Origin of the sequence: Streptomyces rhizosphaerihabitans (genome assembly GCF_025399795.1) — a bacterium.
In the GTDB taxonomy this organism is placed as follows: Bacteria; Actinomycetota; Actinomycetes; order Streptomycetales; family Streptomycetaceae; genus Streptomyces; species Streptomyces rhizosphaerihabitans.
Window position 1 is genome coordinate 100,039 of record NZ_JAODTZ010000019.1, and the last position, 21,368, is coordinate 121,406.

General features: G+C 70.7%; 18 protein-coding genes. 7 read left to right on the top strand and 11 right to left on the bottom strand.

The genetic code is table 11. The annotated features are described in order from the left end of the window. Nucleotides 1-52 precede the first annotated feature (52 nt). The 6 genes from N4G66_RS20620 to N4G66_RS20645 form a co-directional block, all read right to left on the bottom strand. Nucleotides 53-1,252 carry an amino acid kinase family protein gene (locus N4G66_RS20620; protein ID WP_261705607.1) on the bottom strand — a complete coding sequence of 400 codons (1,200 nt, stop codon included), beginning with the start codon at nucleotides 1,250-1,252 and terminating at the stop codon, nucleotides 53-55. Continuing rightward, nucleotides 1,249-2,298: an aspartate-semialdehyde dehydrogenase gene (locus tag N4G66_RS20625; RefSeq protein WP_261705608.1), complete on the bottom strand. Its 1,050-nt coding sequence runs from the start codon at nucleotides 2,296-2,298 to the stop codon at nucleotides 1,249-1,251. The genes N4G66_RS20620 and N4G66_RS20625 overlap by 4 nt, the downstream gene beginning before the upstream one ends. A gap of 30 nt (nucleotides 2,299-2,328) precedes the next feature. Next, nucleotides 2,329-3,303, bottom strand: coding sequence for a GlxA family transcriptional regulator (locus N4G66_RS20630; protein ID WP_261705609.1), 975 nt, complete (start codon nucleotides 3,301-3,303; stop codon nucleotides 2,329-2,331). A 105-nt stretch (nucleotides 3,304-3,408) separates the two neighbouring features. Next, entirely contained in the window at nucleotides 3,409-3,822 is a 414-nt protein-coding gene (locus N4G66_RS20635) for a response regulator transcription factor (RefSeq protein WP_261705610.1), read from the bottom strand. A gap of 167 nt (nucleotides 3,823-3,989) precedes the next feature. Continuing rightward, entirely contained in the window at nucleotides 3,990-5,447 is a 1,458-nt protein-coding gene (locus N4G66_RS20640; RefSeq protein WP_261705611.1) for an aldehyde dehydrogenase family protein, read from the bottom strand. Nucleotides 5,448-5,492: 45 nt separating this feature from the next. Continuing rightward, entirely contained in the window at nucleotides 5,493-6,800 is a 1,308-nt protein-coding gene (locus N4G66_RS20645) for a hydroxyacid-oxoacid transhydrogenase (RefSeq protein ID WP_261705612.1), read from the bottom strand. 370 nt (nucleotides 6,801-7,170) lie between these two features. Here N4G66_RS20645 and N4G66_RS20650 point away from each other — a divergent pair, with 370 nt between their 5' ends. The 5 genes from N4G66_RS20650 to N4G66_RS20670 all read left to right on the top strand — a co-directional run bounded on the left by N4G66_RS20650 (nucleotide 7,171) and on the right by N4G66_RS20670 (nucleotide 13,526). Further along, complete coding sequence (locus N4G66_RS20650; RefSeq protein ID WP_261705613.1) at nucleotides 7,171-8,463, top strand: ATP-grasp domain-containing protein; 1,293 nt, start codon at nucleotides 7,171-7,173, stop codon at nucleotides 8,461-8,463. A gap of 1 nt (nucleotide 8,464) precedes the next feature. Continuing rightward, the gene (locus N4G66_RS20655) at nucleotides 8,465-9,727 is read left to right on the top strand and encodes an ATP-grasp domain-containing protein (protein WP_261705614.1); all 1,263 of its coding nucleotides are present in this window, start codon (nucleotides 8,465-8,467) and stop codon (nucleotides 9,725-9,727) included. Between the two features lie 20 nt (nucleotides 9,728-9,747). Next, nucleotides 9,748-11,061: an MFS transporter gene (locus tag N4G66_RS20660; protein WP_261705615.1), complete on the top strand. Its 1,314-nt coding sequence runs from the start codon at nucleotides 9,748-9,750 to the stop codon at nucleotides 11,059-11,061. 90 nt (nucleotides 11,062-11,151) lie between these two features. Beyond that, nucleotides 11,152-12,510, top strand: coding sequence for a dipeptidase (locus tag N4G66_RS20665; RefSeq protein WP_261705616.1), 1,359 nt, complete (start codon nucleotides 11,152-11,154; stop codon nucleotides 12,508-12,510). Further along, nucleotides 12,507-13,526, top strand: a complete 1,020-nt coding sequence (locus tag N4G66_RS20670) for a class I SAM-dependent methyltransferase (RefSeq protein ID WP_261705617.1) — start codon at nucleotides 12,507-12,509, stop codon at nucleotides 13,524-13,526. The genes N4G66_RS20665 and N4G66_RS20670 overlap by 4 nt, the downstream gene beginning before the upstream one ends. Nucleotides 13,527-13,669: 143 nt before the next feature. Here N4G66_RS20670 and N4G66_RS20675 read toward each other — a convergent pair whose 3' ends face one another. From N4G66_RS20675 to N4G66_RS20695, 5 genes are all read right to left on the bottom strand, one after another. Continuing rightward, the gene (locus N4G66_RS20675) at nucleotides 13,670-14,779 is read right to left on the bottom strand and encodes a M14 family metallopeptidase (protein WP_261705618.1); all 1,110 of its coding nucleotides are present in this window, start codon (nucleotides 14,777-14,779) and stop codon (nucleotides 13,670-13,672) included. Nucleotides 14,780-14,933: 154 nt separating this feature from the next. Continuing rightward, a complete protein-coding gene (locus N4G66_RS20680) occupies nucleotides 14,934-15,701 on the bottom strand; it encodes a hypothetical protein (protein WP_261705619.1) in 768 nt (255 codons plus the stop codon). Nucleotides 15,702-15,712: 11 nt separating this feature from the next. Beyond that, the gene (locus N4G66_RS20685; protein ID WP_261705620.1) at nucleotides 15,713-16,441 is read right to left on the bottom strand and encodes a hypothetical protein; all 729 of its coding nucleotides are present in this window, start codon (nucleotides 16,439-16,441) and stop codon (nucleotides 15,713-15,715) included. A gap of 21 nt (nucleotides 16,442-16,462) precedes the next feature. After that, nucleotides 16,463-17,422 (bottom strand): hypothetical protein, encoded by a 960-nt coding sequence (locus N4G66_RS20690; protein ID WP_261705621.1) that lies wholly within the window; start codon nucleotides 17,420-17,422, stop codon nucleotides 16,463-16,465. Between the two features lie 326 nt (nucleotides 17,423-17,748). Further along, complete coding sequence (locus N4G66_RS20695; protein WP_261705622.1) at nucleotides 17,749-18,834, bottom strand: hypothetical protein; 1,086 nt, start codon at nucleotides 18,832-18,834, stop codon at nucleotides 17,749-17,751. 484 nt (nucleotides 18,835-19,318) lie between these two features. Here N4G66_RS20695 and N4G66_RS20700 point away from each other — a divergent pair, with 484 nt between their 5' ends. Next, entirely contained in the window at nucleotides 19,319-19,876 is a 558-nt protein-coding gene (locus N4G66_RS20700; protein ID WP_261705623.1) for a glycoside hydrolase family 25 protein, read from the top strand. A 301-nt stretch (nucleotides 19,877-20,177) separates the two neighbouring features. Next, nucleotides 20,178-21,350, top strand: coding sequence for a N(5)-(carboxyethyl)ornithine synthase (locus N4G66_RS20705; RefSeq protein WP_261705624.1), 1,173 nt, complete (start codon nucleotides 20,178-20,180; stop codon nucleotides 21,348-21,350). Nucleotides 21,351-21,368: the final 18 nt, after the last annotated feature.

Genomic DNA, 21,368 nt, shown 5'->3' on the forward strand with positions numbered 1-21,368 from the left:
TCGGGCCCCGCCCGGACCGGTCCGCCCGGTCGGTCGGCGCCGCCCGTCCCGGTCAGCCCGGCCGCTCGCTCTCGGGGGCGGGCGCCGGGCCCGAGCCGACCAGGACGTCGCTGTGCGGGGAACGGGCCTTGGCCGGCGGGGGGACGGCCGGTCCCGGGGGGCCCGCGGGATCCGGGTACAGCAGACCGTGGCGTCGGCGGGCCTCGGCCGCGGCGTCGGAGCGCGGTACCAGGGTGTGTTCGGCCCGGCCGTCCGCCCGCAGGGTGGTGACCAGGCACAGGTCGCCGAGGCGGCGTGCGGTCCGCAGGTGCGGGGCCGCGCCGCGCGCTCCGGCCGGCACCGTCAGACACGCCTCGCTCGCGGTGTCGAACTCGGTGACCGCCAGGCCCTCGGCCCGCAGCCGTCCCCCGGCCGCCCGGCGTTCCCGGCCGGACCGGAAGCGCCAGACCTCGCTGTCCTTGTGCACGACGACCGCGGCCGCCTCCGGACCCGTCCCGACGGCGGTCCCGCCTCCCGGGCCCTCGCTCCAGGGAAAGGGACGGCACAGCAGCCGCACCCCGCCGCGCTCCGCCCAGTCCACGGCACCCTCGTGGACGACCTTGGCGCCGTGCCGGGACATCCGGCGCACTCCCTCGTAGCTGATCCGCGAGAGGGTGCGCGCCTCCGGCACGAGATAGGGGTCGGCGGTGCACACCCCGGGCACGTCGGAGAAGAGCTCGCACGACTCGGCGCCCAGCGTCACGGCCGTCGCCACCGCCGAGAGGTCCGAGCTGTTGCGGCCCAGCATGACGGTCCTCCCGGCCGTGTCGACCGCCTGGCCGCCGGGGACGACAGCGATCGGGCATTCGGCCAGAGCCCTGGACAGCGCCTCGGGACGGGCCGAGACGAGTTCCGCCCGATCACCGGGCCCCTGGGCGAGGAGCCCGGTGCCCGCCGCCGGCAGCGGGCACGCGGGCACGCCCTGGGCGTCGAGCGCGGCCGCGAGCAGGGCGACGCTCACCGTCTCGCCGGCGGTCAGGAGCATCGCCGCGGCGTGGGCGGGCGGATCGGCGGCCAGGGCGTCCAGCGTCTGCTGGAGTCTGCCCGTCGTACCGGACATCGCGCTCACCACGACGACCAGCGGGCGCCTGTCCTCGGTGCTGCGGCGCACCGCGTACCGGGCCACGCGGTGGTAGCCGTCGAGATCGGCGAAGGCGGAGCCGCCGAACTTCAGCACCAGCGGACGGCTGTCCGGCAGGGGGCGGCCCGTCATCCCAGCCACCCGTTCTTCGCGGCGAGTTCCACGATCTGCAACGCGTTCAGCGCGGCCCCCACCCACAGGTTGTCGGCGACCACCCAGAGCGCCACCGCCCGGTCGTCCTCCGGCTCGACGCGTATGCGGCCGACATGGACCAGGGCCCGGTCCTCGGGCCGGGCGAAGACCCTGCGGGGCATGGGGTACGAGGGGTTCTCCGAGCGGCGGTAGACCCGCAGGCCGGGCGTCGCGGCCAGGGCGGCCTCGACGGACGCGGTCGTGACCGGCTCGCGCAGCCGCAGGTGCGCGGCCTCGGAGTGGCAGTCGAAGACCGGCACCCGCACCGCGGTGGCACTCACCCGCAGGTCCGGCAGACCGAGGATCCTGCGTGGTTCGCGGACGAGTTTGCGTTCCTCGTGCGTGAACCCGGTGTCGTCCTGCAGCCCTATCTCGGGGACGAGGTTGAAGGACAGCGGCTGCCCGAAGCGCCCGCCGGGGACGCCCTGCGCATGGGGGTCGTCCAGGACGGCCCTGGACCCTTCCGCCAGTTCCCGCAGACCGCGCACCCCGCCGCCGGACGCCGCCTGGTAGGTGGCCACCACGACACTCTCCAGACCCGCCAGTTCGTGCACCGGGTGCAGGGCGCGCACCAGCTGGATGGTCGAACAGTTGGGGTTGGCCACGAGGTTGGACGCCGGCCGGTCGTCGAGCGCGCCCGGGTTGACCTGGGGCACGACGAGCGGGACGTCCGGTCTCATCCGGAAGGCGGAGCTGTTGTCGACGACCAGTACCCCCGCAGAGGCCAGTCGCTCCGCCTCCCGGCCGCTCACCTCCGCACCCGCGGAGAAGACGGCGACATCCAGACCCCGGAGGTCCAGGTCGTCGAGAGTGACCAGGTCCGCCATGGGCAGGGACAGCGCCAGCTCGGTGCCCAGGTCCCGGCCGACGCTGCGCGCCGATCCCACGGGCACCACCTGTTCCACGGGTACGATCCCGCCGTCGAGCAGGGCCAGGCACTCCCGGCCCACCGCTCCGGTGGCGCCCACTACAGCGATGCGCAGCATTCCCGTCCTCCTGTCGCCCCGCGCGGGGGCTCAGTGCGTGGTTGTGCCGGGTAACCGGCCCCGGAAGGCACGGCGGTACGCGTTGGGCGTGGTGTTGAGGAAGTGCACGAACTGGTACCGCAGGGCGGCCGCGTTGGCGAATCCCGTACGGGCCGCCACCGCCTCCATCGTCTCGTCGGTGTTCTCCAGCAGCCGCTGGGCACTCAGCACCCGCTGGGCCAGCAGCCACCGGTAGGGGGTGGTCCCCGTCTCCGCCCGGAAGCGGCGGGCGAAGGTGCGCGGCGACATGCAGGCCCGCGCCGACAGCTGCTCCACGCTGATCTCCTGGTCCAGGTGACGCTCGGCCCAGGTCAGCACCTCGCGCACACCGTCCTCCCCGTACTGCGCCACCGGCCGTTCGATGTACTGGGCCTGGCCGCCCTCACGGTGCGGGGGCACCACCATGCGCCGGGCGATGGCGTTGGCGACGTCGCTGCCCTGGAGCTTGCGCACCAGGTGAAGGCAGGCGTCGATCCCCGCGGAGGTGCCGGCCGAGGTGAGGATCGGGTCCTCGTCGACGTAGAGCACTCCCGGTTCGACCTGGGCCTTGGGGTAGCGCTCGGCCAGCGCGTCGGCGTACCGCCAGTGGGTGGTGCAACGCCGTCCGTCCAGCAGCCCCGCGGCGCCCAGGACGAAGGCGCCGACACAGACGCTGACCACCCGGGCCCCGCGGGCCACCGCCTGGCGCAGGGCCTCCAGAAGAGCGGGCGGAAAGTCCCGGGTGTGGAAGTCGTCCCCCACCGGGATGGCGATGAGATCGGCCTCCTCCAGCCGGTCGAGCCCGTAGGGCGTGCTGATGGTGAACCCCGGCACCGCCCGGACCGACGGGAATTCCGCGGCGACGAGCGCGAAGTCGTACGCGGGCAGCCCCTCCTCCCGGCGGTCGATCCCGAATACCTCACATACGACACCCAGCTCGAAGGGATGGACGTTGTCGAGCAGGACCGCGGCTACGTTCTTCAGCATGTTTTCCAATGTGGCAGTAATACATGGTGTTCTGACAGTCCCTCCGCTGTCCCCTGGCCGAATCAGCCCTCATACTCACGGCATGGACCCTGAAGCGGTTGGGATTCACTCACTCGCGCTCATGGGTGGAGACACACCGTTGACAGGCCCGCCGATGGACACGATCCCGCTGCGGATGCCCATGACGACGGCTTGCGTCCGATCGGACGCGCCGACCTTCATGAAGACCGCGGACAAATGGTTCTTCACCGTCTTCTCGGATATGCCAAGCGCCTTGGCCACGCGCCGATTCGAATTCCCCTGGGCGATAAGCACCAGAATTTGCCGTTCACGGGCCGTCAGCAGGGAGAGGGCCTCCCGTGTCGCGAGCGCTTCCTCGGAGGGCGGCGGGGCGGCGTCGGCCGTCCGTCGGCCGTCGGCCCGTAAGTCCTCGATCAACTGCTCCTGTGCCTCCAGGGCGTCCTGCGCCTCGCCCAGGGCCTTGTGCACCTTGGCGACGCCTTCGGCCAAGGCCGTCACGGGCTCCTTCGGCGCCCCGCAGACCTCGCAGCACTGCCGACCCCTCAGCTCCTCGACCGACCCGCGCGCAACAGGCGACATCAGATGAACTCCCTCCACCGATGTGAATTGACCGAACCGCTCTTCTCCGTAGGGCCGAGGGCTTGCGGGAAAATCGACGCACCGGGTCAGGAAGGAAGCTCCGCATGGATCGCCACCGTCTTGCACCGCGTGTATTCGCGCAGTGCCTCCAGCCCTTTCTCCACTCCGATTCCCGAGCGCCGGTAACCGCCGAACGGCAGCTCCACTCCCCCGGCCGCGCTGTAGTTGTTCACGAACACCTGCCCCACCCGCAGCCGCTGGGCGAGCCAGTGGGCGGTGGTCACGTCGGACGTCCACACTCCGGCGGCCAGTCCGTACGTGGTGTGTTCCGCGAGTCCGACCGCTTCCTCCAGCGAGTCGAAGACCGATACACACAGGACCGGACCGAATATCTCCTCGTTGAACACCCGGTGTTCCGGGGTGACCTGATCGAGGATGGTGGGCTCCACATAGAAGCCCTCGCCGTACGCGTCCCCTTCGGGTACTCCACCGCCCACGCGGACCACGGCGTCCCGTCGGCCCTCGGCCAGGTAGCCGAGCACCCGGTCGCGCTGTCTCGCGGAGATGAGCGGTCCCATGTCGGGATCGCTCGCCCCCGGCCCGATGGTCAGGGCGCGGAACCGTTCGACGAGCGCGTCCACCAGTTCGTCGTGAACGGACCGGTGGACGAGCAGCCGGCTGCCGGCCGAGCAGTTCTGTCCCGCATGCTCGGTGATCGACTCCACGATCTGCGGCACCGCGCGGGCGGCGTCGAAGTCGGGGAGCACGAGGTGCGGGGACTTCCCGCCGAGCTCCAGGGTGACCGGGACGATGGTGCGCGCCGCCGCGGTCATCACGGCTTCGCCCACCTCCCGCGAACCGGTGAAGGCCAGGCGGTCGAGGTCGGGATGCGCGGCGAGTGCGGCGCCCGCTTCCGCTCCGTAGCCCGGCACGATGTTCAGGGCCCCCGTCGGGAGTCCCGCTTCCTCGACGATGTCGGCCAGCCGGAGCGAGGTCAACGGCGCGTCCTCGGCTGGCTTGAGGACACAGCAGTTTCCGGCCGCGAGGGCGGGTGCCAGGGTTCTGGCCGCGATCTGCAGCGGGTAGTTCCACGGAATGATGTGGCCGCACACGCCGTAGGGTTCGCGCAGGGTGAAGGCCAGCCGGCCCGGCTGCTGCTGGATCGTTTCGCCGCCGAGCGCCTCGACGGCGTTGGCGTAGAAGTCGAAGTACCGGGCGGCGACGTCGGCGTCGACCAGTGACTGACTGAGCGGCTTGCCGGTGTCGAGCGTCTCCAGTGCGGCGAGCTCCTCGCGCCGGGCGCGCAGGACCTCGGCGATGCGATGGCAGACCCGGGAGCGGTCCACCGGTGTGGCGAACCGCCACACCGTCTCGTAGGTGTGACGGGCCGCCTCCACGGCCGCCCGGACCTCCTCCGGGCCGCAGCGGGCGACGCGGGCGACGCGGCGGGCGTTCGACGGATCGAGGACGTCGATCCACCGGGCCGTGGGAACCTGCTTCCCCGCGATGACAGCCGTGTACTCCGGTATTGATGCATCACTCACGGGTGCATCCAGCTCCTTGGCGTGGGGGGGCGCACTGCTTCGGTGTCAGGTGGTCATCGAACCGGCGATCACCCTTCCGAGATCGCGTGAGGCGACGTCACGCGGGCAGCACACCAGCAGCCGCCGCTGTTTGAGCGCGCCTTCGACGAGTTCGGGGAGATCCTTCGTGGAGTAGCCGAAGTCCCGCAGCCCGGCGGGTCCTCCGGTGTCCGCCACGATGCTCAGCAGCGTGGCCGGGAGCACGTCCGAACCGTTCGCCCCGGTCACGCCGTTGAGATTCGCTCCGAGCAACTCGGCGGCGCGCAGGTGACGTTCGGGGGACGTCGGGTACGTGAACTCGAAGGCCGCCGCCGCCGTGGAGACGACCGCCGCCCCGTGCGGCACCATGGCGTGGTCGACCTCGTACCCGTCCGGCCGGTAGTCACGCACCATCCCGGCTATGGGATAGGCGCAGGCGTGCGGAATGTGGGTTCCGGCATTGCCGAAGCCCATTCCCGCGAAGCTCGCCGCCCGGCTCATTCCGGTACGGGCCTCCAGATCGGCGGAGTTGAGCACGGCACGCCTGAGGTAGCGGCCGACCAGCTCCAGGGCCTGCTCCGCCCACACGTCGCTGATCGGATTGGCGCCGATGTACAACGGCCGGTCCCCGGGCGTGGGGTACGGGGGGCGCCGGTCGTAGGCGCGGGCCGTGTACGACTCACAGGCGTGCGTCAGGACGTCGTACCCCGAGGAGGCGGTGACGGCCGGGGGCAGCGTCAGGGTGTTCGCCGGGTCGACGAGCGCCAGGGAGGGCATCAGCCGCAGGTCGCTGATGCCCGTCTTCACGTTCAGGCCCGTGACACCGAGGGCGACCATGGCGGTGCACTCGCTGCCGCTGCCGGCCGTGGTGGGCACCGCCACCAGGGGCTTGAGCGGGCCGGGAATCGGGGCTCCGGCGCCGATCGGCGCGTTCAGGTAGTCGCGTACCGGGCGGCCGGGGTAACTGAGCAGCAGGTTCAGCATCTTGGCGGTGTCGATCGAGCTGCCACCGCCGAGACCGACGTAGCCGTCCACCTGCAGTGCTTCCAGTTCACGGGCCGCCTCGGCGCAGCTCTCGTCGGTGGGTTCCACCCGGGCCCGGTCGAACAGCGTGACCGAGATCCCCTCCTGCTCGATCTGCTTGGCGACGCGGGCCGGCAGGCCGAGACCGGCCAGGACGGGATCGGTCACCAACAGCACCGACGCGATACCGGCCCTGCGCAGTTCATGGCCGATTTCCCGGGTGGCGCCGACACCGAATTTCAGCGGTGGGGCCTGCCAGCTGACTATTCGTTCATGCTCCGGCGCATCTCCGCCCCACCCGAGCGATTCCACAGTCCGTCCCCGCCTTCATTGGCTTGACCTGGAAATCCGACCGAGAAACTGACATGGCGAACGGCGACGCGCACCCAGACGTCTCGGCCGATTCGGCGAATCGACGTCGCCTTCACACAATTTTCGACCGGGCGAGGGCCACAGTAGCCAGTCGTCCTGGGTCCCGCCATAGGTCCCTTGCCCTATGACTTAAACCCACCAACCGGCAGCACTGGCGCACATCGGGAAACAACGGACCAACACCCCGGTTCCCACCTCGGTACAGGACCGGTGTCACACTCGCCCCTGGAGCACCGGCTGGCAGTAAATCGTGGTTGCGTGTCCGTTCCGCCACTGTCGCCGCGGGCGCTCCGGCCAGCAGAGTTGAGTCATGAAGTCCACTGGGCGGCGGCACGTGATCGTCGTAGACGGCTACCACATCAGGGACGGCGACGACCGGGGCTTCGCCAGCGCCTTCCGGGCCCGGGGCATACTGCCGGTCACCGTCATGAGCACCCCACAGCCTCTGGCGAAATTCGTCAAGAAGAACATCTGGTACCCCGACGACTTCGAGGCCGTGCACTATTACGACGGCGACTTCGAGGCCATGGTGAAACTCGTCGAATCCTACGACCCGGTGGGCATCGTCACCGGCAACGAGAGCGGCGTGGAATTCGCCGCCCTGCTCGTCGAACGCCTCATGCCACAGTTCCAGAACGTTCCCGGCAGCGCCAAGTGCCAACGTCACAAAGGAGAAATGGCACTCGCCCTGGAACGCGCCGGAATTCCGGGGCCGCGCACCCTGTCGACCGCCGACCCCGCCGAGGCCGCCGCCTGGATCGAGGCCAACGGGCTCTCCGGCCGGCCGCTCATCCTGAAGCCGCCGCACAGTGCCGGGACCGACAATGTGCACTTCGTGCCGGCCGGCGGCGAGTGGCTCGGCTACTTCACCCACATACTCGGCCAGGTCAACGGGTTCGAACTCACCAACGACACCGTCATCGTGCAGGAGTTCCTGGAGGGGCCCGAATACATCGTCGACCTGTACTCGGTGGACGGGCGGCACGGCCTGGTCGACACCTGCGTCTACGCCAAGCACGACCGGGGCCCCCGCATCGGCATCTACGACGTCGCCGACTTCCTGGCCCCCGACCACCCCGACGTGGCGGCCCTCGCCCCCTATGTGATGAGTGCCGCCGACGCGGTCGGCATCCGCAACGGCTCCACCCACGCCGAAGCGATCATGACGGCGGACGGGCCCCGCCTGGTGGAGCTGGCCGCCCGCTACTCGGGCAGCTGCATGATGATCTCCGGGTCCCTCGCCACCGGCGACAACCAGATCGAGCGCACCGTACGGCACGTCCTGGACGGGGAGTTCGTACCGTCCTTCGAGCTCGTCAAGGAGGTCCGCACGCTCTGGCTCTGCTCGGACCTGGCCGGCCCCGTGCGGAACATGGAGATCCTTCAGGCGATCGCCGACCTGCCCACCACGTTCTCCATGTCGATCCCGCCCGAGGGCCGGGACATGCCGGTCACCAACGACGTGACCACCAGCCTGGGCTGGGTCATCCAGGGCGCCGACGACTGGGACGCCATCGAGAAGGACTCGGCTCGCATCCGCGAGCTGGAACGAGTGTGGAACGCGGCCGCGCAGGACGCGGCCGGCACCGGGGGGACCGCCTGACATGCCGGGCCAGCACTACGGGAACCATGTGCCCCACCTTCTGCTCATCTGTCCGCGCCACGACATCCTGGGCAAGTTCGTCGGCCTGCCCGTCGCCCTCACCGTGGTCCACCGTCCGGGCGGGGACCGGGAGTTGGAGGAGTCGCTCGCCCTCGCGGTGGTCGACGCCGACTTCACCGACCCGCACGCGCTGCTCACCGTCGCCCGCGAGGTGCACGCCCGCCGCCCCGTGGACGCGGTGCTCGGGCTCACCGAGCTCTCCCTGCGTCCGGCGAGCGTGGTGGCCGAGGCGCTGGGCGCGCGCGGCAACTCGCCCGCCACGCTCGCCCTGACCCAGGACAAGGCCGCCATGCGCGAGCACCTGCGGGACCGCGGCCTGGGGGCGGTCGCCCACCGGGTGTGCGCCACCGTGGACGAGGCCCGCGCGCTGCTCCGCCGCTGCCCGACCGGCGTGATCCTCAAGCCGGTCGACGGCAACGGCGGAACAGGCGTGCATCTCGTGCGTACGGAGGAGGAGCTGGCAAAGGCGTGGGCCTGGACCAGCGGCGCCCGAACCGGTTTCGCCTGGCCGCAGGGCGAGTCCGCGTCCACCGTGCTGGCCGAGGAGTTCCTCACCGGCCAGGAGTTCAGCGTCGAGTCGCTGTCGGCCGCCGGGCGCCACCAGGTCCTGGCGGTCACCCGTAAACACACCTCGGGCGGCCCGCACTTCGTGGAGACCGGCCACGACCTGCCCGCGACGCTGCCGGCCGACCGGTACGGGACGATCGTCGACGCCGCGCTGAACGCCCTGGACGCCGTCGGTTACGCCTGGGGCCCCTGCCACACCGAGGTGATGCTCGCCGAGGACGGCGAGCGCGCCACCGTCGTCGAGATCAACGCCCGGCAGGGCGGCGACCAGATCTGGGAGCTGGTCCACCACGTCACCGGCATCGACATGCTGCAGGGCGCCGTCCTCGCCCTCGCCCACGGCGTGCTGCCGGGGCCCGGTGCGGGCCACGCGGGCGGCGCCTCGATCCGCTACCTCACCCCCCGGCCCGGCCGGGTCACCGAGGTGACGGGCACGGCCGAGGCCCGGGCCATGGAGGGCGTGATCCGAATCAGTGAACTACCCAAGGCAGGGGACGAGTTGGTGTCGCTCGGCGACTCCTGGAACCGCGCCGGGCATGTCGTCGCCGCGGGTCCCGACCCCAAGGCCGCCGCCGACGCGGCCGACGCGGCGGCCGCCCGGATCGTCATACGCACCGATGAAGAGGTGGCGCGGTGACACCCGAGAAAGGAGACGGGGTGACACTCGCCGGGACCTCCGGAGCGGAGGCGGAGCGCACCCCGAAGGCGAGGACCGGCCGTTTCGTCACGGGCCGGGGTCCGGCGTACGTCGTCATCCTCGGCCGCTTCACCACCAACATCGGCTTCTTCATGGTCGTGCCGTTCCTCGCGGTGCACCTGACCAAGGACGAGGGGCTGAGCAGTTTCCAGACCGGTCTGCTCTTCGCCGTCATGGAATTCACCCGGCGCGGCCTGGGCATCCCGTCCGGCTGGGTCAGCGACCGCTTCGGTGCCGCCCGGATCCTCACCCTGGGTCTCGCCGTCGAGGCGGGCGCGTACGTCGTGTTCACCGTCGCGGGCGGCAGCTTCGTCGCCTGGGGCGCGGCGGTCGCGCTGCTGGGCATCGGCGGCTCCCTCAACAACAACGGCGCCCGCAGCGTCCTCGCCTCCAGCAAGTCCGGCGGGGTCGCGGCCAACCTCAGCCGCTACTACGTGTCCATCAACGGGGCTGCCCTGATCGGCCCGCTGATCGGCACCGCGCTGATGGCGGCCGGCGCGATGAAGGCCGGGTTCCTGATCGCGGCCGGGCTGCACCTGGTGTTCGCCGTGACCTCCGCGGTGCTGCTGCGCGGCCTGCACGCCACGAACGCGGCGCCCATCAAGGCCGCCGCCATGGCCGAGGCGCTGCGCGACCGCCCGCTGATGATCTTCTGCTCGCTCGCGGTCGGCGGCTGGTTCCTCATCACCCAGTACCGGGTCGCGCTGCCGCTGACCGTCGTCCACCAGAAGCTCTCCTCCGACCTGGTCGGTCCCCTCACCGCGGGCAACGCCGTGGTGGTGATGCTGACCGTGTGGCTGCTCGGCTCACGTATCGAGAAGCGCTCCACGATCGGCCGCCTCGACATGTTCATCGCGTCCGGGGTGCTGCTCGGCGGCGGCTGGCTGCTGTGCTCGGTCGACGGGATCAGCCCGATCGTCGCCGCCGTCATCGTCACCTCGATCGGCGAGTCACTGTTCTGCGGCGTGGTCGACGCGGTTGTCGCGGGCCTCGCGACCGAGGGCCGTACAGGCCTCTATCTGGGCTACTCCACGATGGCCTGGGGCGTCGGCGGCATGCTGGGCGGCTTCGTCGGCGGCGGCTTCGACCTGGCAGCCGGCCACGGCGCGCTGCCCGTGTTCTGGCTGGTGCTGGCCCTCGTGGGCATCGGGTACGGGGCGGGCACCCGAGTGGTGCGCCGCTCGCTCGCCGACGCGGTGGAACGGCGCCGGACCCCCGAGCCCGCCCCGGCCGACACGCCGGCCCCCGCCGACACGCCGTCCGCGTCCGGCTGACAGCCCCCGCCGGACCCAGGTCCGCGCGCCTCGGGCGCTCTACGCAACGACCCGGAACACCCCGGAACCACCGACCGAGAAGGAGGCCGCATGCCGCCCAAGGCGTTGCGCGCACGGGTGCACGAACTGATGGGCCGGGCTCAGGAGGACCTGCGGGACCTGGTCGCGCACCGGTCCGTCGCCGACCCCCGGCAGTACCCCGTGGAGGAGTGCGAGCGTGCCGCCGTGCTGGTCGCACGGCTGTTCACCGAGGCCGGCATCCCCGACATGCGCCTGCTGGACACGCCGGACGGCAGCCAGGCCGTGTTCGGTCATCTGCCGGCCGCCCCCGGCTTCCCCACCGTCCTCCTCTACAGCCACTACGACGTGCAGCCGCCGCTCGACGAGCCCGCCTGGACCACTCCGGTCTGGACCCTCACCGAGCGCGCCGACGGCCGCTGGTACGGGCGCGGGGCCGCCGACTGCAAGGGCAACATCGTCATGCAGCTCACCGCCCTGCGGGCGCTCGGCGACCTGACCCGGCTCGGCGTCGGCATCAAGGTCATCTCGGAGGGCGCCGAGGAGCAGAGCACCGGTGGCCTCGCCGCGCTGATCCGCGAGAACCCCAAACTCCTTTACGCCGACACCGTACTGGTGTGCGACACGGGCAACTCCGAGGCCGGGGTGCCCACGGCCACCACCGACCTGCGGGGCGTGGTGCACGCCACCGTCACCGTTCGCTCGCTGGCCGGTCCTGTCCACTCCGGCTCCTTCGGCGGGCCCGCCCCCGACCCGCTCAACGCCCTGATCGCGATGCTCGCCACCCTGCACGACGCGGACGGCAACACCACCGTCAACGGCCTCGACAGCAGCGGGCGTTGGCAGGGCGCGGAATATCCCGCCGAGCGCTACCGCCGTGACATCGGGGTGCGCGACGGCGTCCGCCTGGTGGGCGACGGCAGCGTCGCGGACATGCTGTGGGCCAGGCCCGCCCTGACCGTCGTCGGCATCGACTGCCCGCCGGTGGTCGGTTCCGCCCCCGCCGTACTCGGCGAGGTCACCGCCAAGCTCAATCTGCGCATCCCCTACGGCACCGAACCGGACGCCGCCTGGCAGGCGCTCGGAGCGCACCTCGCGCAGAGCGCCCCCTGGCAGGTCGAGGTGGAGACCGTCCGGCTCTCCTCCAGCCGCCCCTTCCGCGCCCGCACCGACGGCCCCGCCTACGCGAGGCTGGCCGAGGCGATGCGGGAGGCGTTCGGGCGAGAGCTGACGACCGCCGGGCAGGGCGGCTCGATTCCCACCTGCGACGCGCTGCAGGAGACCTTCCCGGACGCCGAGATCGCCCTGATCGGCGTCGAGGAGCCCCAGTGCCTCATCCACGCGCCCGACGAGAGCGTGGACCCCGAGGAGATCGAACGCATGGCGCTCACCCTCGCGCTCTTCCTGGAGCCCGAGGAGGAGCGGTCGTGACCGACCTGACGGAACGTCATGTACGGTTCGGCGAGGCCGACATGGCGGATCATCTGAGCCGCCTGGGCCGGGCGGCACCCGACCTGCACGCGTGCGTCGACCCGGCACGGGCCCGGGCCTGGGCTCGCCGGCTGGCCCAGGCCGCCGACCTCAAGGACGACTTCGGCGAGGACGAGGACGGCGGCAGGGGTGCCTCCTACATCCGCGCGCAGTCCCGCAACCTCACCGCACGCGCGCAGGGCATCCAGCACCTGCTCTCCCTGGTGCCGGCCCGGGCCGACCGCCGGCCCGCCGTCGTCGTGGACGTGCTCGGCGGCGACGGCCTGGTCCGCAGGGTCGCGAACGCCCGACGCCTCACCGGCCTGTCCTTGCTGACCTGCGACGCGTCCCCGTACATGGTGCGCGCCGCCTGGGCGGCGAACTGCCCGGCGCTGGTGCAGCGCGCCGACCGGCTGCTCATGCGGGACGGCAGTGTCGACGCGGTCCTCGTCGCCTACGGATCCCACCACATCGCCGCCGAGGACCGCGCCGAACTCGTCCACGAGGCGTACCGGGTACTGCGGCCCGGCGGAGTACTGCTGCTCCACGACTTCCTCGTCGGGTCCCCGATGGACACCTGGTTCCGGGACGTCGTCGACCCGTACTCGCGAACCGGCCACGCCTTCGATCACTTCACCCGCGAGGAGATCCGGGGCTACCTGACCAAAGCGGGCTTCGAGTCGGGTGAGGTGACCGAGATGGCCGATCCCTATGTCGCGACCGCGGCCACCGCCCGGGAGGCCGAACTGGAGCTGGGAAGCTACCTGTTGGACATGTACGGCCTCACCGGGATCGCGCGGGAACACCCGTCGGACGCCTCTCGTCACACCGTCGAGCGGGCCAAGACGATCTTCCGCGACGAGCGCGCGGACGGCTCCCTGGAAACGTTCTCCGTCGCGTACGACGCCTCCGCCCGGACATGGACGTGCACGGTGCCGAGAACGGCCGTGCTCGGGATCGGCCGAAAGGACCCCTGAGTCCGGGTCCGAACCCCGGCACGGGCCGACGCGGGCCGGCACGTGCCGCGAGCCGGGCAAGTTCTCCGGCACGCGGCACGCCGTCGGCGACCACCCCGGGGGGGTGGTCGCCGACGGCGGTTACCGGCGCGGTGCCTGTCGGGTCACCCGGCTTCCCACGGCTTGGCGTCGGCGAGGCCGGCGAGGGCCTGGTCGAAGACCTCACGCGCCCGCCGGAGGACCTGCTCGCGCCAGCAGGCGTCCTCCACGGGGCAGAAGGCGTCGCGGATCAGCCGCTTGAGGTCGGAGCGGACCGCGTCGGCCGGCTGATGGTGCCGGTGCAGCCAGGTGTCGGCGCACAGCGCCAGCAGCACCTCGGGGCCCGGCCGGGTGCCGAACTCCAGGGTGATCGCGGTCAGTCGGCCGCCTGCGCCGAGGCCGTCCGCCACCGCGGTCGCCGTATTGCCCACGATCGGCGTGGAGGAGGAGGTGCCCTGCTCCGAGGCGGTGAGCGCGTCGCCGTACCACCGGCGGGCCCGCTGGTGGGCGTCGGCGTCACGGCCGCCGCGGAAGATGGGTTCGCCGACGCCGCGCTCGCCGAGCCCCGTGTGCAGGTCGATGTAGCCGACGTGACCGGCGCCGGCGATCTGCTCGGCCACCACCGTCTCGAACACCCGCCGGGACCAGGTCGGAGCGTGTCCGCCGTAGAACAGTCCGTCGGGGTGGCGGTACTGGCCGCGGGTCACGGCCTCCTGGAGGCGCTGCGGGCCGAGCCGGTCGCGCAGTGCTGTGAGGTTCGCGACCAGCTCGCCGGGTGCGAACCCGGTGGCGTCCGCCGGCACCAGCGTGCGGTGCACGGCGTCGTAGGCGTCGTTGTGCGGCGGGACGGCGTGGTCGACGAAGTTCCGGTTGAGGTCGATGTTGTCCTCGTTGACGCGCCGCAGATAGGCGAAGCCGTACGGGTTGAGGGAATGGACGAGCAGCACACCGGTGGTGGGCCCGGCGGCCGCCTTCGCGACGCCTTCCCGCAGCAGGACGCCGGTCTGGCAGGCCGAGCCGCAGAAGCCCTCGATGCCATGGGTCCCGGACACCGTCACCAGGAGCTTCGCCGGGTCGGGCGGTCCCAGGTAGGCGGTGTCGACACAGAGTTCGCCGCCGTCGGGTCCGCGGTGCCCCGGCAGGGTGAAGGTCCTCAGGCGTGCGCCCGCCTCCTCGGCGGCGCCCAGGAAGGCGGCGCGGGCCCGGGAGTAGTCGAGGGGAAATGTGTCCGCCATGCTGCCTCGCGTTCCTGGAGTGCCTGGAGTGCCTTGAGTGCTTCCTGGAGTGCTTCGTGGAGTGCCCTGAGCGCCTGGACTTCCCGCAGGGGTGGCCACGGGCGGCGGGCCCGGAGCCCCGTAGGGGGCGCCGGACCCGGCCGGTCGAGCGGGTTCAGCTCCGCCCGGAGGGCAACGGCACGCCCAGGGCGGTGAGGATCGCGTGCGCCCCCGCCTGCGTGGGTACGTGCAGCAGGCACAGCACCCGGTCGCCGGGCTCCGTGTGCTCGGCGAAGTACCGGTTGGCCTCGGGCACATGGCTCAGCGGCCGTTCCCGGTAGAGGTCGAGCGGACGGCCGATGCCCGGGACGACTCCGCGCACTGGGTCGAACGCGGCCCGGGGGGCGAGCGCCCCGGCCACCTCGGCGGCCAGGGCTTCCTGGCTGTCGTCCTTGCCCGCGAGGTCCGGGTACATGCTGATGTCCGGATGGCCGCTGAACGCCGACATCGCGCAGTGCACCACGGGGTTGTACGTCTTGAGCGCGATCACCTCGGGGAACGGGCGGCCGTCGGCGAGCAGCCGGGCGAAGTGCAGCGCCCAGCTCTCCTTGAAGACCGCGGCGCCCCGGTACGCGTCACCCACGAACTGGATCATGATGTGCAGACAGGGCCGCCCCGACGGGATCTCCGCCCACCGGGAGGTGAGCAGCGAGACGACCCGGTCGCGCTCCCGGTCCACCCCTACGACGACGTAGTCGGCATCCGTCAGCATCTCGCGGCGGAGCGTGAACAGCTGCCGGGTGTGGAGCCCCGGCATGGCGAGGACCAGACCGTCCACGATCCACTTCTCGGTCCCGGTCGGCAGCTCCCGGCCGGGCGGCAGGGTCAGTACCTCGACCCCGGGCCGCCCGCCGGGCCGCGTGGCTCGGTCGTCGTCGGCCACCGCTGCCCCGCTCAGACCTCGGCCGCGGTGGGCAGCGGGATCTGCGCGTCGCTCTTGCCGAGCACGGTGAGCTGGTGCAGCTCCACGAAGTAGAGCTTCCACAGCCAGTAGACGTTGTTGAGGTGCTCGACGACCTTCTGCTCGTCGGCCTCCGAGGTGATCAGCGTGGACAGCACACGCCACACGAAGTCGTCGTGGTCGTCGTCGAGGTCGGTGTTGACGTGAGCACGGGCGCCCTTGACGTTCTCCTCGCCGAGGACGTCGCCCAGGTTGTCCAGCCAGTCGGGCTGGGTGCGCGTGGTGACGTACTCCACGAAGTACACGCTGGTGATCAGCGCCATCGGGCTGTCCTCGAACTCCATGCCGTACTGCAGGTATCCGGTGAGCAGCTTGGTGGAGAGCAGCGGCTCCGTGGAGTAGATCTGGTCCTTGGTGACTCCGACCTTGGCGAGGTCGGCGGCGAACAGCCGGTCGTGCAGCATCTCGTCGTCGGTGTAGTGCGCCCACGCCTTGGCCTGCACCGGGTCCACCTTGGTGAAGTACTTGATGGCCAGCGCGTCCACGGTCCGCTTGCGGCGCAGCCGCAGGATCGTCTCGATGTTGTGCCGCTTGTAGTAGTCGAGGTTCAGCTCGGAGGCGCTCTTCTGGTGCTGGGCGTACGGGACCGTCTCGTAGAAGTCCTTGATGAAGGTGTCGAGGACCGCGTCGACCTTCTTGCGCAGTTCGGGGTTGATCGTCATGGCGTGCTTCCCTCCTTGGGGTCAGTGGCAGCCGCAGTTCGCGCTGGAGACGCGCTGCATCCGGCCGCGGCGTACCGCCTTGCGGGCGCCGAGGACGGCGGTTCCGTCCGATGTCACCAGGGAGCTGCGGGGGCAGAGGAAGGCCAGGGCGAAGCGCGTGGCCGGCGTGATCCCCAGCCCGAGGTTCACGACACCGTTGGTGGCCCCGTACACCTCGTTCGGGCCGCAGTTCGCCGGGATGATCTCCGTGGTGGTGTTGATCCCGAAGCCGAGTTCCCAGATGACGCGGTAGCGCGGATCGTCGGTGAGGAGCTTCTCCAGCTCCACGGCGGCCGACGTCGCCCCCGGCGTCTGCGGGGTGACGCCCTCGATGCTTCCGGCGGCGACGTGCAGCGTCACGGCGTTGGAGACGAGCGGCGAGAGCGCTTCGAACAGCCGCTGCTGGTCGGGGCCGTCGGCCGGGTCCCGGTGGCGGTGGACGATCGGCCAGCCGCGCAGGGTCAGGTCCCCGTTGAGGCCGAGCAGCCGGGCCTCCGGTTCGAAGGTGGTGATCTCGGCGGCGGTGACGCTCAGCTTGCCCGAGGGGAAGATCTGCTGGTCACCCTCTTCCAGGACGCCCGCCTGCATGTTCCAGACGCAATCGCCGACCGTGTGGTCGAACTCGGCCTCGGTTCCTGAGGCGTCGTCGACGATCGTCAGCCGGTCGCTGTCGCCCACCAGATCGAAGAACTCCTCGGCCACACGGGCGTGTTCGGCGACGTCGGTCTGAGCGGCGGTGCGCAGGAAGTAGCGGACGTGCTCGTCGGTCAACGGCGTGGAGCCGGCCGGCAGCACGGCCAGCTTGCGCCCGCCCAGCTCCTGCGGGGTCGGCGAGTCGAGGAACCGCCCTGGGCAGACGGCCAGCACATGCGCGTCCGGGGGGACGCTCCGCGCGATCAGCTCACCCAGGCGGATGCCGGGCGGGAGCGTCAGGCGGAGCACGCGGGAATACCCGTCACCGGAATTCAGGGAAAAGAGCTCGCCGTGCTGTTCACTCGTGATCAGACAGAATGTCTCGACCGGTCGGCCAAACTGACCGAAGTCGCTTGTCGTGAGATCCAGCGGTGGCACGGGTGCACTCCCTAGTGAGGACACAATGGGAACCCCGCGGCGGGGTATTGTGAAATACCCCGCCGCGGGTCGGTACTCAGCCCAGGAGCGTGCCCAGGTAGTTGCGGTTCTTCTGCACCTTGATCTTCTTCATGGGGAGTCACCTCCTGTTGGGTGTATTTCCTTGCATTCACCCCGGCCGGGGTGGTCGTGGTCCGCTATAGGGCGGGCACGACCCTCTCCACGGTGGGGTGGTCCGGGTGGCCGATCACTGCGACTCCATTACTGGTCAGCACGCGAGTGTCGGGCGAAATGATGTCCAGGTGGTACTGGGTGTACGGAGTGAGTCCGAGGCCGAAGTGCAGGCATCCCTCCGTGCCGCCGTACACCTCGTTCATGGCGTGGTTCCCGGGCAGGATGTCGTGCGAGGTGTTGAGGGCGTGGCCGATCTCCCACACGATCCGGTAGCGGGAGTCCACGGCGAACATCTGCTCGAGCATCGCCACGGCCGGCGCCGCTCCGGCGTCCAGCGCCTCCAGGCGGGTGATCCTGCCGTCCTCGACGGTGGCCTTGATCGCGTTGTCGCGCATCGCCCAGAGCTGGGAGTGGACGCGGGCCTGGTCGGTCCGGGAGAAGGAGGGGGTGCCGTTGTGCAGGATCGGGTAGCCGCGCAGCGTGATCTCGCCCTCCAGCGGCAGCTTCAGTGCCTCGTCGAACTCCCTGATCTCGACCGGCAGCACGCTGATCTCACCGGACGGGACGATCTGCTGGTCGCCCCAGTCCAGCGGGCCGGCCTGCTGGTTCCACACCAGACCCTCGCGCAGATGGTCGAGGGTGGCGCGGGTGCCGTGCACGGGGTCGACGTAGACCAGTTGCTCCGAGTCCTCGGCGAGTTCGAAGAAGGTGTCGCAGAACGCCGCCTGGTCGGCCGCCGAGGTCCGTTCCATCACACCGAGGAAGTGCCGGATCTCGTCGAGACCGGTGGGCGTCGAGTTGCACGCCATGCCCATGATCTTCCGCTGCCCCACCAGATCGGGGTCGGGTGATTCGAAGAACCTGTGGGGCGAGACCACCAGCACGTGCGCGGGTTCCGGGATCTTCTTCTCGAGAATTTCCTCGAAGCGGTCTCCCGCGTCCAGCGTAATGGTGAGGAATTCCCGGTACGGTGCCGTCTCGACGACTTCGAACCGATCCACCAGCTCGGAATTCGTGATCAGACAGAAGGTGCTTCCGGTGGCTTCACCGAACTGGCTGAAGCGGCCGGGATCAATTGCTATCTGCGCGGACACGATCACTCCCGTCATGACCTTTACATGTTTTCTCGCCGTGGTCACTAATTTGACGGGTCACCGGGTCCGAGGGCTATAGGACGATGGTCCCTGCCCCTTGTTCAGCGGCTAGTACTTCCGCCTGTATCCGCACTTGAGCGGGGTGCTGCACCTTCCCTCCGGTCCCTTTTCCGTACGGCGGCCACGAACGAGCCCGGCGGCACGTTTCCGCAGTGGGCGGTCGCGCTTCCCGGGGCGTCGCGCAGCGGGAGCCCGGCCGTCACCGCGTACCCGGCCGCCCCGGCGGCGCGGCTCGGCGTAATCCCGCCGGGGCTGACGGCCCGTGCAGGCCCGTACGGGTGTGCCGGTCGGGCGGGCGAGCGTGGAAGGGGCGAAGTGGGGGAACCCCAAAAGCAGTTGTCCCCCACGAACTGTCCCCCACGGACAGCGGCAGTTGCTCCCCACGGACACCGGGCATCGCCCCGCGTGGCCCGTCCCCCCATGCACGGAGGCTCCACCCATGCTGCGAGGAATCGACGTCAGCGCCTACCAGTCGTCCGCGTACGGCACCGCCGGCCTCTCCTTCGTCTTCGTGAAGGCGACGGAAGGCCGCTCGTACGTCAATCCGAAACTCACCGCACAGGCGAAGACCGCCCGCGACGCCGACTGCGTCGTGGGCTTCTACCACTTCCTGTGGCCCGGCAACATCACCGCCCAGGCCGCGTACTTCGTGAGCAAGGCCCCCGAGAGGGCGGACGACCTGCTCGCCGTCGACTGGGAGACCACCGGCGACGGCACCCACGCGAGCAACGCGGAGAAGGACCGCTTCATCCGCAAGGTGAAGGAGCTCCGCCCGGACAACCGTGTGGTGCTCTACACCAACCGTGACTTCTGGCTGAACGTCGACACCACCTCGTACGCCGGGGACGGCCTCTGGATCGCCGACTACGTGACCGCCGGCAAACCACGCATCAAGGCGAAGTGGCGCTTCCACCAGTACACCGACGAGCCGGTGGACAGGGACGTCGCGGACTTCGAGAGCGAGGCCGCCCTGCGCGCGTGGGCCGCCGGCGCCTGAGGATCACCGGCGGTCCGCCCCGCCCCGTGTCCGGTGCCGACGGTCCGCCGTCCGCCCGCACCCGGTGTTCGGTTCCGACGGTCCGCAGGCGTCCACGTCACCCGCGGTCCGCCGGCGTCCACGTCACCCGGAGGGCCGAGCCGGCACCTCGGCTCAAACGAGCGGCGGGGGTTCCCCGGCCGGGACGGAGTACGGTGGCGATACCGAGCGCACCTCGCACGCCGCCATCCATCGCGGCGTCGCCCTCGGGGAACGGCAAGGCCGGAGCACATCGCGTCCGGCCGGAAATGAGCCGCCCCACATGAGTCTGATGAGTCTCGGAGTACTCGCGTCCTCCCGCAAGGAGAACGAGTTCCGCCTGCCGCTGCACCCCCGCCACCTCGACCGGATCGCCCCGGACATACGGGAGAAGATCTTCCTCGAGCAGGGCTACGGCGAGCGGTTCGGCGTCGCCGACGACGCTTTGCGGCCCCTCGTGGCCGGACTGCGCTCCCGCGAGGAACTCGTCGCCGAGTGCGACATCCTGCTGCTGCCCAAGCCGATGCACGAGGACGTCGCCGAGCTGCGCGAGGGCCAGGTGCTGTGGGGATGGCCGCACTGCGTGCAGGACGAGAAGATGACCCAGATCGCCATCGACCGGCGGCTGACGCTGATCGCCTGGGAAGCCATGAACCACTGGACCTCGTCGGGCGCCTTCAGCGTCCATGTGTTCCACAAGAACAACGAGCTCGCGGGCTACTGCTCGGTACTGCACGCGCTCCAGCTCGGCGGGCTGACCGGCAGCTACGGGCGCCGCCTGCGCGCGGTGGTCATCAGCTTCGGCGCCACGGCGCGCGGAGCGGTCACGGGCCTGGGCGCCATGGGGGTCTCCGACGTCACGGTGCTCACTCAGCGCGCCGCCGCGGCGGTGGCCTCGCCGATGCCCTCGGTCGTGATGGGCCATTTCGAGGAGCAGGAGGACGACCCGTCACGCCTGCAGGCCGCCACTCCGGCCGGGCCCGTGCCGCTGGCGGAGTACCTGGCCGGGTTCGACATCATCGTCAACTGCATCCTGCAGGACACCGACGCGCCGCTCATGTTCGTCACCGACGAGGAACTCGCAGGGTTCCGGCCGGGGACCTTCTTCATCGACGTCGCCTGCGACGAGGGCATGGGCTTCACCTGGGCCCACCCGACCACTTTCGGCGATCCCATGCCCACCGTGGGACCGGGCTGCCACTACTACGCGGTGGATCACAGCCCGTCCCACCTGTGGAACTCCGCCACCTGGGAGATCAGTGAGGCACTGCTTCCCTACCTGCGCAAGGTCATGAGCGGTCCCGGCGCATGGGAGGCCGACGCCACGGTCAGCAAGGCCGTCGAGATCCGCGACGGCGTCGTCCAGAACCCGAAGATCCTCTCCTTCCAGCACCGGTCCGCCGCCTACCCGCACGCTCCGAAGAACCCGGCGACCGCGCTGAGCCCGGCGGTCTAGGGATCGCTCATCGTCGGC